18 protein-coding genes are annotated in these 15,756 nt (G+C 59.6%); 17 read left to right on the forward strand and 1 reads right to left on the reverse strand.

Annotation, left to right across the window (positions count from 1 at the left end; all coding sequences use genetic code 11):
- The first annotated feature begins 5 nt into the window (after positions 1 to 5).
- From HYT87_05990 to HYT87_06020, 7 genes are read left to right on the forward strand one after another with little or no spacing between them, the layout of a single operon-like run.
- Complete coding sequence (locus HYT87_05990) at positions 6 to 1,217, forward strand: cytochrome P450 (GenBank protein MBI2059307.1); 1,212 nt, start codon at positions 6 to 8, stop codon at positions 1,215 to 1,217.
- Between the two features lie 18 nt (positions 1,218 to 1,235).
- Entirely contained in the window at positions 1,236 to 2,432 is a 1,197-nt protein-coding gene (locus tag HYT87_05995; GenBank protein ID MBI2059308.1) for an acyl-CoA dehydrogenase family protein, read from the forward strand.
- A 36-nt stretch (positions 2,433 to 2,468) separates the two neighbouring features.
- Complete coding sequence (locus tag HYT87_06000) at positions 2,469 to 2,966, forward strand: four helix bundle protein (GenBank protein ID MBI2059309.1); 498 nt, start codon at positions 2,469 to 2,471, stop codon at positions 2,964 to 2,966.
- A gap of 58 nt (positions 2,967 to 3,024) precedes the next feature.
- Positions 3,025 to 3,930 (forward strand): SDR family NAD(P)-dependent oxidoreductase, encoded by a 906-nt coding sequence (locus HYT87_06005; protein ID MBI2059310.1) that lies wholly within the window; start codon positions 3,025 to 3,027, stop codon positions 3,928 to 3,930.
- A 24-nt stretch (positions 3,931 to 3,954) separates the two neighbouring features.
- Positions 3,955 to 4,713, forward strand: a complete 759-nt coding sequence (locus HYT87_06010) for an SDR family oxidoreductase (protein MBI2059311.1) — start codon at positions 3,955 to 3,957, stop codon at positions 4,711 to 4,713.
- A gap of 45 nt (positions 4,714 to 4,758) precedes the next feature.
- Positions 4,759 to 6,114 (forward strand): DUF1446 domain-containing protein, encoded by a 1,356-nt coding sequence (locus HYT87_06015; protein ID MBI2059312.1) that lies wholly within the window; start codon positions 4,759 to 4,761, stop codon positions 6,112 to 6,114.
- Entirely contained in the window at positions 6,111 to 6,428 is a 318-nt protein-coding gene (locus HYT87_06020; GenBank protein MBI2059313.1) for a hypothetical protein, read from the forward strand. The genes HYT87_06015 and HYT87_06020 overlap by 4 nt, the downstream gene beginning before the upstream one ends.
- Before the next feature lie 117 nt (positions 6,429 to 6,545).
- On the opposite strand, the gene nhaR is transcribed toward HYT87_06020, so the two are convergent.
- Complete coding sequence (nhaR, locus tag HYT87_06025) at positions 6,546 to 7,445, reverse strand: transcriptional activator NhaR (protein ID MBI2059314.1); 900 nt, start codon at positions 7,443 to 7,445, stop codon at positions 6,546 to 6,548.
- Between the two features lie 89 nt (positions 7,446 to 7,534).
- On the opposite strand from nhaR, the gene HYT87_06030 reads away from it, so the two are divergent.
- The 10 genes from HYT87_06030 (at position 7,535) to HYT87_06075 (ending at position 15,691) form a co-directional block, all read left to right on the forward strand.
- Positions 7,535 to 7,888: an HPF/RaiA family ribosome-associated protein gene (locus tag HYT87_06030; GenBank protein MBI2059315.1), complete on the forward strand. Its 354-nt coding sequence runs from the start codon at positions 7,535 to 7,537 to the stop codon at positions 7,886 to 7,888.
- 5 nt (positions 7,889 to 7,893) lie between these two features.
- Positions 7,894 to 8,466, forward strand: coding sequence for a carbonic anhydrase (locus tag HYT87_06035; GenBank protein MBI2059316.1), 573 nt, complete (start codon positions 7,894 to 7,896; stop codon positions 8,464 to 8,466).
- 2 nt (positions 8,467 to 8,468) lie between these two features.
- Complete coding sequence (locus HYT87_06040; GenBank protein ID MBI2059317.1) at positions 8,469 to 9,578, forward strand: TerC family protein; 1,110 nt, start codon at positions 8,469 to 8,471, stop codon at positions 9,576 to 9,578.
- Positions 9,575 to 9,829 carry a hypothetical protein gene (locus tag HYT87_06045; protein MBI2059318.1) on the forward strand — a complete coding sequence of 85 codons (255 nt, stop codon included), beginning with the start codon at positions 9,575 to 9,577 and terminating at the stop codon, positions 9,827 to 9,829. Before HYT87_06040 ends, HYT87_06045 begins: the two co-directional genes overlap by 4 nt.
- A gap of 136 nt (positions 9,830 to 9,965) precedes the next feature.
- The gene (locus tag HYT87_06050) at positions 9,966 to 10,892 is read left to right on the forward strand and encodes a phosphoribosylaminoimidazolesuccinocarboxamide synthase (protein MBI2059319.1); all 927 of its coding nucleotides are present in this window, start codon (positions 9,966 to 9,968) and stop codon (positions 10,890 to 10,892) included.
- 21 nt (positions 10,893 to 10,913) lie between these two features.
- Positions 10,914 to 11,261 (forward strand): zf-TFIIB domain-containing protein, encoded by a 348-nt coding sequence (locus tag HYT87_06055; protein MBI2059320.1) that lies wholly within the window; start codon positions 10,914 to 10,916, stop codon positions 11,259 to 11,261.
- A 328-nt stretch (positions 11,262 to 11,589) separates the two neighbouring features.
- On the forward strand, positions 11,590 to 12,447 hold the full coding sequence (locus HYT87_06060) for a prohibitin family protein (protein MBI2059321.1): 858 nt from the start codon (positions 11,590 to 11,592) through the stop codon (positions 12,445 to 12,447).
- Positions 12,448 to 12,531: 84 nt separating this feature from the next.
- Positions 12,532 to 12,798 carry a hypothetical protein gene (locus HYT87_06065; protein ID MBI2059322.1) on the forward strand — a complete coding sequence of 89 codons (267 nt, stop codon included), beginning with the start codon at positions 12,532 to 12,534 and terminating at the stop codon, positions 12,796 to 12,798.
- A gap of 30 nt (positions 12,799 to 12,828) precedes the next feature.
- Complete coding sequence (locus HYT87_06070) at positions 12,829 to 13,272, forward strand: thioredoxin domain-containing protein (protein MBI2059323.1); 444 nt, start codon at positions 12,829 to 12,831, stop codon at positions 13,270 to 13,272.
- 259 nt (positions 13,273 to 13,531) lie between these two features.
- On the forward strand, positions 13,532 to 15,691 hold the full coding sequence (locus tag HYT87_06075; protein MBI2059324.1) for a hypothetical protein: 2,160 nt from the start codon (positions 13,532 to 13,534) through the stop codon (positions 15,689 to 15,691).
- The last annotated feature ends 65 nt before the right edge of the window (positions 15,692 to 15,756 follow it).

The raw sequence follows: 15,756 nt of genomic DNA on the forward strand, positions 1-15,756 counted from the left end.
GGCGGATGGTCTCCGACGATCTCCTCGCGCGTGAAGTCGTCAGCGATCCCTACCCCTACTTCGCGTGCCTCCGTTCGGAAGACCCCGTCCATTGGAACGAGCAATGGGGCGGATGGATCCTGACGAAATACGACGACATCTTTTCGATGCTTCAAAGCGCGCCGCTGTCATCCGACCGCTACACGCCGTTCAAGAAACTGAAGGGCTCATCGGCAGACTCGGAGGCCGTCTACAAGGTGCTGGCGCTCTGGCTCGGTTCACAAGACCCGCCTCTCCATTCACGCCTCCGCAACGCCGTTCAGAAGGCTTTTACGCCGATGACCATCGAAGCGCTGGTTCCGGAGATTCAAGCGACGGCCGATCAGCTCCTGCTCGGAATGCGCGGGCGGGACCGGATGGAACTCCTCCAGGATTTCACTTATCCGTTGGCCGCCACGGTGATCGCGCGGATGCTCGGAATGCCGCTCCGCGATCTGAATCTCATCAAATTGTGGGCCGACCGCGTCGCCCCCATCATGTTCATGATGCTGGGCGAGAAAGGGCGATACGGACGGGCGCGGCAGGCCCTCGATGAAATGACAGAGTACTTCAAAGCTCTCGTACACGAACGACAGGCTCATCCTACGAGCGATCTCACCTCCGCGCTCGTGGGCGTGATGGAAAAGGGCGAGCTCGCCGAAGAGGAAGTCATCGCGACGTGCATGGTCGTGGTCTTCGGCGGCCACGAAACGACGATGAACCTGATGGCCAACGGCCTCCTGGCCCTGCTTCGGAATCCGGCCGAAAGCGAGCGGCTGCTGCGGAATCCGGAGATCATCGATACGGCGGTGGAAGAATTCCTCCGGTTCGACGGGCCCGCCAAATCAACCGTCCGCTGGGCCAAAGAAGATTTCAAACTGGACGGAAAAACGATCCAAGAGGGCCAGCGCGTCCTCGTCGTGTGGGCCGCGGCCAACCGGGACCCGGCCCGTTTTTCCGAGCCGGACCGTCTCGATCTCGGCCGGCATCCCAACCCCCATTTCGCCTTCGGTCAGGGCATCCACTACTGCCTCGGCGCCCCCCTGGCGAGGCGGGAGGCGAAGGTCGGATTGACCACACTCGTGCGCCGATTGCAGGAAATTCGACTGGCCGTTCCCGAGACCGATCTCGAGTGGCATCCGACGATCATCATACGGGGATTGAAATCTCTCCCTATCCGATTTACGGCGATTCAGTAGAACGAAGAGAGGGTATCCATGACTACAGGCATCGAAACAGAAAGCGCGGCGAATCTGAGATCCGAGGCGCGGTCTTGGATCCGAAAAAACCTTCCCAAAGAGTGGCGAGCGGCTTCCGCTGAAACCATCGGAGAGGAAAACTACATGGAGATCCGCCGTGCCTGGGCGAAGAAACTCTACGAGGCCGGCTGGGTCGGCCTCTCCTGGGCGAAGGAGTACGGCGGAAAAGGATTGTCGCTCGTGGAGGAGGTCGTTTTCGCCGAGGAGGAAGCGCTGGCGCAGGCGCCGGACTTCATCAGCCGGAACAGCGTGTACTACATTGGTCCGACGATCATTGCGCATGGGAACGAAGAGCAGAAGCGGCGATACCTCCCGAAGATGTTGTCCGCCGAGGAAGTCTGGTGCCAGGGGTATTCGGAGCCGAATGCGGGATCGGACCTGGCCTCCCTGCGGACGGCGGCGATGAAACGGGACGGACGCTGGATCGTGAACGGGCAGAAAACGTGGACCACCATCGGGAACCACGCCACGTGGTGCTATTTCCTGGCACGCACGGATCCGTCGGCGCCGAAACACAAAGGCATCACGGCGTTTGTGGTCGATATGAAAACGAAGGGCATCACCGTTCGTCCGATCACCACGATCACGGGCTCCACCGAATTCTCGGAAATGTTTTTCGACGACGTGGAAGTGCCGGAGGAGAATGTGCTCGGCGCGCTGAATCAGGGATGGAAAGTGACGATGACGACGCTTGGGTTCGAGCGGAGCATGAACAATTTCGCCCGCGCGGTGCTCCTCCGCTCCGAAGTGGAGGAAGTGGCCCGACTGGCCCGGCGAACGAGGCGGCACGGCCGGCCGGCGATCGAAGACGGCTGGATCGCGCAGCGCCTCGCCCAGTGCGCGGAAGAGGCCGAAGCGCTCAGGCTCACGATTCATCGCTACCTGCCCAAATGGGCGGAGACGCATCAGCCGGGGCCGGAATCGTCGGTCATCAAGATCATGTGGTCCGAGGCTCATCAAAGGCTGATGGAATTGGCGCTCGAGGTCCTGGGACCGGGCGCTCAGCTTCGGACGGGTCCCGATGCCGAAGCCAAGGGCCGTTGGCCGATGATGTATTTGTTCACGCGCGCCGAGACCATTTACGCGGGGACGTCCGAGATTCAGCGGAACGTGGTAGCCGAGCGAATGCTGGGGATGCCGAGGGCGAAAGAGTGATTTGACATTTGAGATTTCAGATTTGAGATTCGGGAAATGACGTACGAACGTTTTGAAGACTTGCCCGTGTGGAAGGCGGGGATGGAGCTCGCCGAGAAAGTGTATGCGCTCACGAAATCGCGGGAGTTTCGGCCCCAGCGATCGCTCCGAGACCAGATCGAACGGGCGGCCGTGTCGGTCTCCAACAACATCGCCGAGGGCTTCGAGCGCGGAACAACCAACGAACTGCTCGCATTCCTCTACATTGCTCGCGGCTCAGCCGGCGAAGTCCGCTCCATGCTTCTTCTCCTGGACCGCCTTCCCGATTTCTTCAATTTGAAATCTCAAATCTCAAATCTGAAATCCCTGGCCGAATCCATCTCCTGCCAGCTTCGCGCTTGGGCCGACTCCCTCCAGAATTCCCCCATCCAAGGCCAGCGCCACCTGACGGACAAAGTTCGGAAGCTTGAAGCTGAAAAGAAAGCCCGTAACGAGTTCATCCTCGAAATCCACCGCATTTCCGGAAAGAAAATCCTGCGCGTGGACGAATCATGAAATCTCCAATCTCAAATCTGAAATCGAAGAAGTTAGAAGCAATGAAGGAGGAATTGCGATGGAAGTGAATTCAAAAGTGCGTTTGGACGGAAAGGTGTGCATCGTGACCGGATCGGGGAGGGGGATCGGGTTCGGGATCGCGAGGACGATGGCCGCCATCGGAGCGAGGGTCGTGGTGAACGATATCGACCAGGAGCCGCTGGACGCCGCGGTGAAGGAGATCCAGAGGGCGGGCGGCGAAGCGATCGGCGTGAAAGCTTCCGTCGGCTCCGTGGAAGACGGCCAGAAGCTGACGAAGTCGGCGCTGGACAAGTGGGGAGGTGTGGACGTGTTGGTGAACAATGCCGGGATCACGCGCGACTCGCTCTTCCACAAAATGAGCGAGCAGCAGTGGGACGAAATCATGAACGTTCATGTGAAGGCCCTTTTCTGCTGCACGCAGCCGGTGATCCAGCATCTCGTCGAACGCCAGAAGAGCGGAGGGGCGGGCGGCAGCATCGTCAGCATGTCCTCCACGGCGGGGCTCAAGGGCAATGTGGGGCAGGCGAACTATTCCGCCGCGAAGGCCGGCGTCCTCGGCTTCACCCTCGCGCTTGCCAAGGAAATGGAACGGTTCAAAGTCCGCGTGAATGCCGTGGCGCCCTCGGCATGGACGCGGTTGACCTCGGCCATACCCGAAGAGGTTCTCGTCAAGAGCGTGGGGCAGGAAGGTGTGGATCGCATGAAATCGCGCAGGCCGGAGGATCTTGCGTCGATCATCTGCTTCCTCGCGTCCGATGCCGCCGACGGCGTGACCGGCCAATTCGTCCGTGCCGCGGGCAACATGATCGGCCTTTGGAACCATCCCGATGCGAAGGTGACGATCTACACCGAAGACGGTTGGACTCCCGATACCGTGGCCGCCGCCTTTGAGGACAAGCTCCGCCCCCGGATGGAGAAACTGGTGGGTATTTTCAATCAATAGCTGACGGCTGAACGCTGATTATCGATGGCTAGTATCTTGAAAGGCAAAGTCGCCCTAGTCACCGCTGCCGCCGGCGCGGGGATCGGCCACGCCACCGTGCGCGCTTTTGCGGAATTGGGCGCCGATGTGGTGGTGACCGACATCCACGAGGGGCGAACGAAGCAATTTTGCACCGACTTGGAGAAAGAATTCGGAAGGCCCTTCCTGGGTTTGGCTGTGGACGTGACCAAAGAGGACCAGGTGAATCTTGCCGTTTCCGAAACGCACGAACGGTACGGCCGGATTGACATTCTGGTGAACAATGCCGCAAGAAATGTCCCCAAACCGGTTTGGGAAATGCCCACCGAAACCTGGCGATTCATTCTGGAGGTCTGCCTCACGAGCCAATTCTTCTTCATTCGCGCGGCCCTTCCGAACATGATCGAGCGGAAATCCGGCTGCATCATCAACGTCTCGTCGGGCGCCGCGTGGGTGCCGTTCAAGTGGGGCGATTCGGCGTACTCGGCGGCCAAGGCGGGCGTGCTTGCGCTCACCCGCGCCGTGGCCGCGGAAGTCGGACCCTACAATATCCGCGTGAATGCCATTGCGCCCGATCTCATCTGGAACGATCACCTGGCCAAAATTTACCCGCCCGAATATTTCGACGACCTGAAGAAAATGTCGGTTACCGGCAAGACGGGACGCCCCGAAGACATGGCCCGCATCGCGCTTTTCCTTGCCACGGATACCTATCTTACGGGTCAAGTCATCAACGGCTCCGGCGGTATCTACATGCACCCTTGAAACGCGGACGATTTCACATTTGAAATCTCAAATCTCAAATTGCCGATGAAAACCGTCCGCCTTGGCGCGGGCTCGGCCTTTTGGGGCGATGCGCTCGGCCCGGCCGTCGAACTCGTGAAGAAGGGAAACCTTCAGTACATCGGATTCGATCACTTGGCCGAACTTACGATGGCGATCCTCCAGCGCCAGAAGCGCCGCGATCCGAAGACCGGGTTCATCCCGGATCTCATCCCCTGGATGGAAACGATCGTGCCCCTCGCGGCTCCCAATGGAGTAAAGGTGATCACAAACGGCGGCGGCGCGAATCCCGAACAAGCGGTTGAGCAGATCCTGAAACTGCCCGCCGTGGCGAAATCGGGCTGGAAGGTCGGCATGGTTCTGGGCGACGACGTGACCGATCTCGTCCGCACAATGCACGAGCAGGGTCACTCCTTCCCAAATCTCGAAACCGGCGAGCGTGACATCGATGGGATTCTTCCCCGCATGGTCGCCGCGAACGCCTATCTGGGCTCGGACGGCATCGTTGATCTGCTTGCGCAGGGTGCGGACTTGGTTGTTACGGGACGCAACACGGACAATTCGCTCTTCCTCGCGCCCCTCATGTACGAATTCGGGTGGGGCCACGGCCGCGATACGGACCGGATTGCGGCGGGCATCGTCGTCGGTCACGTCATCGAATGCACCTGTATGTGCATGGGCGGGGCGTCGAATTTCTGGGGCGACGTTCCCCAAGCTTGGAATATCGGATTCCCCATAGCGGAGGTAACAAGCGACGGCGAGGCCGTGATCACGAAACTCCACGATGCCGGAGGAATGGTGAACGAATGGACCGTGAAAGAACACCTCGTCTACGAAATCCACGATCCGCGGGCATATGTCATGGCAGACGGAGTGGCCGATCTGACGACCGTGAGACTGAGCAACGACGGCAAAGATCGCGTGCGTATCAGCCAAGTCAGGGGCAGGCCGCGACCGGAAGCGTACAAAGTGTTGGTTGCGTACGAAGACGGCTTTATGGGTGAAGCGGCCGTTTACTTCCCGTGGCCCGATGCTCTTGCAAAAGCGAAGCGGGCCGAAGAGGTCTTGAGAAAACGATTCGAACCGTGGGCCGACCGCATCCTGGATCTGCGCATCGACCGACTCGGTGTGAACGGCCTCTTGGGGGAAACTTCGCCCGAACCCGTGGATCCCAACGAGATCGGCGTGCGCGTGGCCCTCCGAACGAGGACTCAGCAGGACATTGAGAAAATCAAGCGGGAGATCGTCCACCTCTGGACGGCCGGCGGCGTCGGCGCGGCCATTCAAGCGCCCACCCCGTCGAAACCGGTCGTCTCACTCTGGCCCACGCTCGTCCCAAGGGAAAACGTGCCGGTGAGAACGGTGTTGAAGCGAGCCTCATGAGAAAGGTTCAGCTCCGCGATCTCTGCTATGCCCGCTCCGGCGACAAAGGCGACACGGTTAACGTGGGCCTCCTCGCGAAGGATGCCACGGCGTATGATCTCCTCCGCCGTCATCTCACCCCCGAAAAAATCAAGTCTCACTTCGGAGCGATGGTCCGAGGCCCCGTCGAAATCTACGAAATGCCCAACATCCAAGCCCTCAACGTCGTCCTCCGCCAAGCCCTGGACGGCGGCGCCTCCCGAACTCTGCGCTTGGACCAAACCGGCAAGGCCATGGGCAGCGCCCTGTTGCGGATGGAGATCGAATTGGACTGAGTTCGGAAGGTACGGTCGAGGGCGACTGGATCGCTTTGCTCTGCCTCAGTTCCTTGGTGCCCCATCAGGGGGAACTGGATGCACCTCGTCGAGTCTGGCACCTGAAGATGCGGAAATCTAATCCACCACATTTCGTTTGGCTGAAGAGGAGATGGCCTGGACGGCGGGATGGGAGATTCTCCTCTCGACGGAAACGGCATAGAACCGCTCGCGAACTCCGGGAATTCGGCCCACGGCGATGGCGCCGTGCTGGGCGCGCACGTCCCTCTCGATGATGACCGGCGCCGGGAAAAGGCCATGCCCGGTCTGTCCGAACACCTTCAAGAGGGCGCTGTCTTCAAATTCGCCCACGGTCTTGGGCCGGATTCCCTCTTCGTGGAACCACTGTTCCAGCGAACGTCTCAAGGATGTGTTCTCGGTCGGCAATAGCATGGGAGCGGCTTCGAGCGACTGGGGGAAGCGCCGCCGGTATCGGGCAGCGACAGCGGGTGCGCCGAAGATCGAAACCATGCTCTCTGCCAGGAGGTGGTTGAACGCCCGGACCTTGATCATGGGTGGGACGGGCGCGTCGGTCAGAACCATGTCCAATTCATGAATGGCCAGGTCCGCCAAAAGCCGGTCCGGTTTCCCTTCGCGACACACCAGTTGTACGGCCTCTGGGAGATGTAGGATGGGCGCCAGCAAGCGATAGGCCACCCATTTGGGCACCACATCCGCAATACCCACGACGAAACGTAGCGGTCGGTCCGGTGGCCGTCCCCTGACCGTTTCCATGAACTCCCTCCCCGTCGAAAAAATCGTTTCCGCATAGCGAGACGCAAGTTGCCCGAAATCGGTCAGAATCAGTCCCCGGCCTATCTTCCGGAAGAGTTTTTCTCCCAACGCTTTCTCCAAAGCGCGGATCTGGCCGCTGATCGTGGGTGGAGACAGATGGATCTCTTCGCTCGCGCGGGCAATCGACCCCAGGCGTGCCACCGTCCAGAAATAGAGCAGGTGGTGGTAGTTGAGCCATTCCATCGGTTGATCATACATCGAAATAACCGAATGATTAAGTCATAACTATCTTATTTTCATATCGTTCAGATCGGGCTATCCAGTCAGGCACCATGCGCCTGAAGGTAGTCGGCAAAGGTTTCAAGGTGACGGACAAGCTCCGGTCGCACATCAATCTCCGTCTTCGCTTCGCTCTAGGCCGCTACGGCCCGCAGATCAATACGGTGACGGTCGATGTCTCAAGATCGGTCAAGCCGCGCGAACAGTGCCCGGTCCGATGTCGCATCAGAATCCGGGAGACGCAGGATAGAGTCCTTTTCGCGGAGGGCTCCGAAAAGGATCTTTACACCGCGGTTGCGGTGGCCGCGGAAAAGGCGGCTTGGCAGGTGGAGCAGAGCGCGCTGCGGGAGCGGGAACCCCTTGCGTTGAACGGGCGCGGGCCCCGCGTCGGCTTCAGAAACCGATGAACAGGATGAAAGAAAGGTCCGGTGATCCTATCCCCGTGAGAGGGCGAGACGACGTTCTGACCGATTATCGGGATACACCGGTCGGTGACCTCCTCCGCCATCACAACCTCTGCCTGCATCCGAAATACTCGGACCGTCCGCGGCTTTTCATTGCGGCCTGCATGGACTATCGGATCTCGCTCCGGGTTCCGGATCGCTTCGCTTTTTTCATGCGCGTCCCGGGGGCCAACCTGCGGGGGCATGAGTTCGGTCTCTCCAGTGCCGTGGCCCTGTTCGGAATTCGCGCGGTCTGCCTTATTGGGCACGACGACTGCGCCATGGAGAATGTGTCGGCCTCGCGTGAGGCGTTCGTATCCGGTCTCGTCAAGAACGGGGGCTGGAACGAAGAGGAAGCAGCCCGGCAATTCAACCGGTTCCGCGCCTTGAATCAGACCGGCGGCGTAACGGTGTTTCTCCGAAGCGAAACAGCGCGCCTGCAAGCGCTCTATCCGAAAGTCTTCTTTGCCGCCCTGCTTTATCGGGTGCGTGAGGACCGGCTCTACCAGATTCCTCCCGAGTCCCACAAGGCATCCGCTTGAGCATGGAATCGATTGGAACACCCGTCTTTTGGGTCGGATTCACAATCTCTGTTCTGGTCCTGTTGATTCTGGACCTCGGCGTCTTTCATCGAAAGGCCCACGCGGTCGGTTTTCGCGAGGCCCTGGTGTGGAGCGTCGCCTGGATTTCTCTCGCCCTGCTTTTTAACGGATGGGTCTATCACGGGTTCGGATCGGAGAAGGGGCTGGAGTTTCTCACGGGTTATCTCATCGAACTCTCGCTCTCCGTGGACAATCTTTTCGTTTTTCTCGTGATCTTCTCGTACTTTTCCGTTCCGGTCTCGTTGCAGCACCGGGTCCTCTTCTGGGGCATCCTGGGGGCGGTGGTGACGCGGGCGACGTTTATCTTCGCCGGAACGGCCCTCATCCAGTCCTTCCACGCGGTGATCTACGTGTTCGGGGCCTTGCTTATGTTTACGGGCGTCAAGCTATTGGCACAACAGGAGCACGAGGTTCACCCGGAACGCAATCCGGTCCTGCGCCTTTTTCGCCGATGGGTTCCGTTCGTCGAAAACTACCACGGGGCGAAGTTCGTCGTGTCGGAATCGGGCCGCCGCTTCGCCACCCCTCTCCTGGCGGTCCTCGTCGTCGTGGAGGCGACGGACGTGTTCTTCGCGGTGGACTCGATTCCCGCGATCTTCGCCATCACGACGGACCCGTTCATCGTGTATACGTCCAACATCTTCGCCATCCTCGGCCTTCGGTCCCTCTTTTTCCTCTTGGCGGGCATGATGGGAAAATTCAGATACCTCCGGGTGGGGCTGGCCCTTGTCCTCACGTTTGTCGGATGCAAAATGGTGCTTCAGGAAGTTTACAAACTCCCCATCACGATCTCCCTTGCCGTTGTCGCAACGCTCCTGGCGGGTTCGGTCGCGGCCTCCCTTCTCCGTCCTCCCCCCGTTCCCGTCCGGGAGCCGTTGCGAGACCGTTCTCGCGAAGATTCTCTCTCGGCGTCGCCGGATTCCAAGGAGCGATCGGAGGCGACGCAACAACCCCATGACAAAACCTTTCGTCGTCCCGGTGCCGATCCTCATACCCTCCCGACCACCGTCCCCGGAGGGGGCCGAAGCGGAGCGAAGGGGGCGGCTCCATGAGTTCCCCGCCGTTGCAAAACCGTTCGACGGGGCTTGGGGGCCGGGTTCTGCGTTCGACGGCAGTTGCGGGCGGGTTCATTTTGACCGCTATGGGTTTGGTGTTTCTTTTCCTACCGGGACCCGGTCTGCTGCTCCTGTTCCTCGGACTGACCCTGCTCGGCACGGAGTTTATCTGGGCGAGGCGGATCCTTGAAAAGGTGAAAGGTCAGGGGAAACGCCTGGGTTCTATTTGGGAAAACAGGAGGAGGTAAACCAACCATGAACCAATCACGGGGCAAAAACTGATGAGCCTCTTCAGCACCCACCCGCCGATGGCGGAACGGGTCCGCAGGCTCGAGAACATGAGCGCCGCGAAGGCGGCCGGATAAGGGCGCAACACGACCGAAGATGAACGCTCATTCACTCGCGATAGACCTCCCCGATCCGGCCGGTGCACTCCTCTCAACGGATTTCCAGAACATCAAGCCCCTTCGCCGGGGCAAGGTGAGGGACATCTATGGGGCGGGGAGAAACTTGCTCATCGTGGCAACGGACCGGATCTCGGCCTTCGACGTGGTCCTGCCGACCGGCATTCCCGACAAGGGGGCGATCCTGACTCAAATATCGGCCTTCTGGTTCCGCGAGCTCGCGCGGATCGTGCCGAACCATCTCATCAGCACGGAGGTGGCCGATTTTCCCAGGCCCTTTCATCCGCACGAAGACGCGCTGGGGAAACGCAGCATGCTCGTGCGCCGCGCGAAGCCGCTGCCGATCGAGTGCATCGCTCGGGGGTATCTGTCGGGGTCGGGGTGGACGGAGTACCGGGAGTGTGGCACCGTGTGCGGGATGCGACTTCCGAAGGGCCTACGCGAGTCGGACAGACTTCCCGATCCCATTTTCACGCCGTCGACCAAGGCCGAGAAGGGGCACGACGTGAACATCTCCTTTGAAGAAGCCTGCCGGATCTTGAAGGACAAGGGCGTGGCTCGTCGCGTGCGCCGAATCAGCCTCGACCTGTATGCGGCGGCCTCAGAGCACGCGGCCCGCCGAGGGATCATCATCGCCGATACGAAGTTCGAATTCGGCTGGTGCGGAGATGAATTGACCCTGATCGATGAGGTTCTCACGCCCGACTCCTCCCGTTTCTGGCCGTGGGACGGGTACGAGCCGGGTCAACCCCAGGAAAGCTTCGACAAGCAGTTCGTCCGGGATTACTTGGTCGGTCTCCGGTGGGACAAAACGCATCCCGGCCCGGACCTTACCCAGGAAATCGTTGAAAAGACTCGGCAGAGATATGGGGAGGCTTTGAGGAAACTCACTTCGAAGGGCCGCTAAAGAAGGAGGTAGGTTGTGCCCGTGAAACCCAGCGAAGCGGAAAACGAATACTTCACGCGGATCGAGCTCGAGCGGTTGAGACGCGCGGAAGAGGAAAAGCAGAAGACCCTCTCCGAAGAGGAGCGACACAAACTGAAAGAAATCCACTTCATGTGCTGCCCGAAATGCGGGATGAAATTGGTGGAGATCCGTTACAAGGGTGTCGAGATCGACGAATGCTCGCACTGCGAGGGAGTGTGGCTTGACGCCGGAGAACTGGTGAAAATGTTGGCAGAGGAGAAAAAGCGAAAGATCCCCCTGTTGTCTCTCTTTACGGCGAAAGCCCACCCGCACAAGGAATCAGCCCGGAAGTCGGGATCGAAACACTAAGCTCGACTTTTGCCATTTTTCCATGCTGTGTGAACATCACTTCACGAGGGAAGGCCATTTCCACGCCGTGAATTTTGAGACAGGAGCCGTTTTCCGCAAAAGTCGAGCTAAGGATGGCGCAGCATGGAACTCGGCCTCGGCACGGGGGGGGAGTGAAAAAGGCCATCGCTTCATGCGGAATTTCGTCCGGAGGCCATCAGGCCCCAGGTGGACAGAATCCGGAAAGTCTGCGAAGGTGAAAAACGAATCGGCGATGCCCTCAATCTCGACGATCACAGGGACGACCGCAAAAGCAACGTGAAATAAGCGATCACTAAAGGAGGACGCAATGGACGATAGTGATATCGACGCGGCCAAAGATGCCGTGCGGTCTGCCATGAAGAAAGGCCCTTTGAGGTCGGCTCTGATTGTTGGAGCCATACTGGTGGGTTTCCTGTTTTTTGCGCCATGGGTTCAGGTGGGTCCGGGTGAAAGAGGGATTGTCCTCAATTTTGGCGCCGTTCAGGATACGGTGTTGAGTGAAGGACTCCATTTCAGGGTGCCTGTCATGCAGAGGGTGGCCATGATGGATGTCAAGGTGCAGAAGGCCGTGACGGATTCCGCATCGGCCTCGGCTGATCTTCAGGATGTGACGATGTCGGTTGCGCTCAACTATCATGTCCTGCCTGACAAGGCCAATGTGGTCTACCAAACCATCGGGGTGCAATTCAAGGAGCGTATCATAGACCCTGCCATACAAGAGGTGATGAAAGCCGTGTCGGCCAGATACTCGGCGGAAGAACTTATTGCCAAGAGGCCGGCCGTAAGCGAGGCCATGAGAGGGGCCCTTTCTGAAAGACTCCTGGCGTACAATATAGCCGTGGATGCGTTTTCCATCGTCTCGTTCAGTTTCTCGCGGATATTTACGGAGGCTATTGAGTCCAAGCAGACGGCGGAACAGCTTGCGTTAAAGGCAAAAAGAGACTTGGAAAGGATAAAGATTGAGGCGGAGCAGAAGATTACGGCGGCAAGGGCAGAGGCGGAGTCGTTGAGATTGCAGAGGGCGAATATTTCGGAAGACCTGATCGAGCTGAGAAAGATTGAGGCCAATCTCAAGGCCATAGAGAAATGGAACGGAATTCTCCCGCAGGTCACAGGCGGCGGCGCGGTGCCGTTTATCGGCGTGGGTGATGTGCCGAAAAGGTAGACTCGGAAACGCTGGCTCCGCCCTTTACAGCTCTTGCGACACCGGCTACAATGCGCGCCCATGTTTAGCAAAGGAGAAACAAGAATGAGCAAACATTTGGCGGCCCTTTTCGCGGCGGCGGCGGTCGTAGCCTGCACGTCCGCCGGGAACAAGGGTCTCGAAGAACGCGTCAAGAAGCTTGAAGACCAGGTCAAAGACCTCCGCGTGGACGTGAACAACGTCAAGACCGCGCGCCCCAGCGGCGGCGGTGAAGAGGAACCGGCCAAGGAGGTCACCGTCAAGATCGGGGAGTACTATCAGGGAGACGAGGATGCCAAAGTCGGCATCGTCGAATTCTCTGACTTCCAATGACCGTTCTGCGGTCGTTGGTACAACGACACATTGAGCAAGCTCAGAGCGGACTACATCAACAAGGGCAAAGTGGTTTTCTCGTATCGTCAATATCCTCTTCCCTTCCATCCCCACGCTCAGAAAGCGGCGGAAGCCAGCGTCTGCGCGGGCGACCAGGGCAAGTTCTGGGAAATGCACGACGCGATCTTCCAGGACATCCAGAAGATTGAAGTGCCCGCCCTGAAGGAAAGGGCCAAGAAGATCGGACTGAAGCAATCCAAGTTCGATTCCTGCGTGGATTCCGGAAAACTCAAGGAGGCGGTGGAGAAGGATGCGAGCGATGGCGCTGCCGTGGGCATCCGTGGTACGCCCGGGTTCGTCGTCGGCAAAGTGGATCACAAGAACAAGACCGTCACCGGGAAGATCATCTCCGGCGCGTATCCCTATCAGACCTTCAAGGACCAGATCGAGGAGAGCCTCAAAGCGATTGACTGATTTCGGGCGGGGCGCACACTGGGTTAGACGCATTCTCACCCTTCGACGGCGCTCAGGGCGAGCGGCATGTGCTGATGGGAGCGAAAGCTCCGTTCGTGGTGAGCCCCTCGATAAACTCGGGACCTTATGGGGTCCTGAGCGAGTCAAAGGGCCTGTCGAACCACGGGCCGATGCCTGCTTCATCTCTCTGGGACTACTTGCCGCTCTCCTTCTTTCCGCCTGCTACACGGACAAACCCCAGTACGTGGGTGGGTTCCGGGTGCAGCAATCGGGAAACCGTTTCACTCTATCCGGACCGGACGGCCGGAAACTCCTGGTGGATGCCTCGGCCCAAGTAGGCCAATTCACCTTCCAACCCTGCTATCCGGACCCTCTCGGCCTGTCGTGCGGGAGTGGACAGGACATTCTCGGATGGGTGAGGATCGCTCGGGACTGGTCCGATTGGGCCGGTGAAGGAAGCGGCGGCGCAAGTTCTGATGACGGTACGGATCGCCGTCCCCGGAGCGGAGCGGAGCGGGGGGCCAAAGTCGATTTCATCGAGGAAGGGAAAGGCGTGATCCGAATCCACATCGAGAGCGCGGACGGGCGGGACAATGGAGGATTTCTCTCGTTCGACTGCGACTCCCGCGATGCCTTTCTGGGCTTGGGCGAACGGTTCGACGGCGTCAACCAACGCGGGCGGATCGTTCCGACCATCGTGGAAGAGGGTGGCGTCATCTACTCCGGAAACGACCGGCCCAAACCGCATCTGGCCACGTACTATCCCGTGCCGTTCTATCTGAGCCCCCGCGGCTATGGGCTTTGGGTGGACGTCTCCGAGCCGACGTACTTCGATCTCTGCTCTTCCGATCCCAAACGCGTCTCCATCGAGGTTCTAAAACAACCTTTCGACGTGTGGATCTTTTCGGACAAAGACCCTCTGAAGATCATTTCCCTCTTCACCGAGCGCACGGGACGCCCAAAACTCTCGCCGCCGTGGGCCTTCGCGCCGTGGAACGATTCCGTGGCGTGCAGTTTCATCTCCTCCGAGACCAACTACGGCGAAACCTGCGATATCGCCAAGGAGCCAGGCCTCGGTGAACGAAAAGTCCGCGCGTTGGCAAAAGAGCTCAAGGAGAAAGAGGTCCCCACGTCCGTCATCTTCTCCGAAGATTGGATCGGCGCCGAGCCGGCAAGCCCCTTCGGCTACACGATTGTCGCCGACGCCACGATCGATCGCGGGCTCTACCCGAACATCGAGTCGCTGGCCCAAGATCTCCACGCGCAGGGGATACGGTTCCTAGTGTACTACTTCCCCTACCTGATCGAAGAATTGGACGAGAACGGCGAACCCCGCAAGGGCAGCGACTACGCCGAGGCACTCTCGAAGGGATACGCCCTCAAGGATGCCGCTGGGAAGCCCTACAATTTTCTCATGATCACGCGCCGTGTCGCTCAGGTCGATTTCACGAATCCGGCCGCACGGAAGTGGTACAAGGGCATCCTGCGCCGCGCGATCGACCTCGGCGCGGACGGCTGGATGGCCGATTTCGGTGAATACACGCCGCTGGACGCGGTGGCGTACGACGGCACCAGCGGCCTCGCCCTCCGAAACGCGTTCCCCGTCCAGTGGCACAAGATCAATCGCGAAGTGTGGGACGAAGCGAGACCCAACGGCGACTACGTCTTCTTCACCCGCTCCGGATACACCGGCACCCAGCAGTACTCGCCCGTTTCCTGGCCGGGAGACCAGAACACCGATTGGAGCCTGCTGGACGGCCTTCCCTCCATTCTTCCCTCCGCGCTCGCCCTGGGCATTTCGGGTCAACCCATTTTTGGGCACGACATCGCGGGCTACACCACCATTCCCGGCGCGAAGAACACCGACAAGGAATTGTTCATGCGGTGGACGGAACTGGGCGCCTTCTCGCCCATCATGAAAACCCACCACGGAAACGAGGCCGGCCAGAATTGGACGTTCGATCGGGACGACGAAACGCTGGCCCATTTCAAGCTCCATGCCGAGGTCCACACCGCGCTCTTCCCGTATCTCTACGGCCTGGCCCAGGAGGCATCGGACACGGGCCATCCCCTCATGCGTCATCTCTACCTCCAATACCCGGAGGATGCCGAAGCGTCCTCCATCGAAGATGAGTATCTCCTGGGCCCGGATCTCCTGGTCGCGCCGGTAGTGACACCAAGTACGTCATCACGCACAGTCTACTTTCCGAAAGGGCGATGGATCGATTTCTGGAGACTCTACTTTGGCAATCCGGAGCCGGAGGCGTACGGGGGTCCCGGCCGCCATGATGTTCGCGCATCGCGTATCCCGGTCTTCGTGCGCGCCGGGGCCTCGATCCCTGTGCTCGACCCGGTGCCCCTGACTCTCGACGGCATAGATCTGGACAATCTCAGCTTGAGAACCATCGAGGCCCAGTAGGCCCTCGCCTTGCGTCAATTTGACGTGCCGATTTTCCAGTTCTCGCCGCGGGCGCATGAGAAATG

It is taken from the genome of Nitrospirota bacterium, from assembly GCA_016180645.1.
In the GTDB taxonomy this organism is placed as follows: Bacteria; JACPQY01; JACPQY01; order JACPQY01; family JACPQY01; genus JACPAV01.

Bases quoted from the DNA above. Each gene is read 5' to 3' on its own strand.
- HYT87_05990 (MBI2059307.1), top strand. From the start codon at position 6: ATGGTCTCCGACGATCTCCTCGCGCGTGAAGTCGTCAGCGATCCCTAC.
- HYT87_05995 (MBI2059308.1), top strand. From the start codon at position 1,236: ATGACTACAGGCATCGAAACAGAAAGCGCGGCGAATCTGAGATCCGAG.
- HYT87_06000 (MBI2059309.1), top strand. From the start codon at position 2,469: ATGACGTACGAACGTTTTGAAGACTTGCCCGTGTGGAAGGCGGGGATG.
- HYT87_06005 (MBI2059310.1), top strand. From the start codon at position 3,025: ATGGAAGTGAATTCAAAAGTGCGTTTGGACGGAAAGGTGTGCATCGTG.
- HYT87_06010 (MBI2059311.1), top strand. From the start codon at position 3,955: ATGGCTAGTATCTTGAAAGGCAAAGTCGCCCTAGTCACCGCTGCCGCC.
- HYT87_06015 (MBI2059312.1), top strand. From the start codon at position 4,759: ATGAAAACCGTCCGCCTTGGCGCGGGCTCGGCCTTTTGGGGCGATGCG.
- HYT87_06020 (MBI2059313.1), top strand. From the start codon at position 6,111: ATGAGAAAGGTTCAGCTCCGCGATCTCTGCTATGCCCGCTCCGGCGAC.
- nhaR (MBI2059314.1), bottom strand. From the start codon at position 7,445: ATGGAATGGCTCAACTACCACCACCTGCTCTATTTCTGGACGGTGGCA.
- HYT87_06030 (MBI2059315.1), top strand. From the start codon at position 7,535: ATGCGCCTGAAGGTAGTCGGCAAAGGTTTCAAGGTGACGGACAAGCTC.
- HYT87_06035 (MBI2059316.1), top strand. From the start codon at position 7,894: ATGAAAGAAAGGTCCGGTGATCCTATCCCCGTGAGAGGGCGAGACGAC.
- HYT87_06040 (MBI2059317.1), top strand. From the start codon at position 8,469: ATGGAATCGATTGGAACACCCGTCTTTTGGGTCGGATTCACAATCTCT.
- HYT87_06045 (MBI2059318.1), top strand. From the start codon at position 9,575: ATGAGTTCCCCGCCGTTGCAAAACCGTTCGACGGGGCTTGGGGGCCGG.
- HYT87_06050 (MBI2059319.1), top strand. From the start codon at position 9,966: ATGAACGCTCATTCACTCGCGATAGACCTCCCCGATCCGGCCGGTGCA.
- HYT87_06060 (MBI2059321.1), top strand. From the start codon at position 11,590: ATGGACGATAGTGATATCGACGCGGCCAAAGATGCCGTGCGGTCTGCC.
- HYT87_06065 (MBI2059322.1), top strand. From the start codon at position 12,532: ATGAGCAAACATTTGGCGGCCCTTTTCGCGGCGGCGGCGGTCGTAGCC.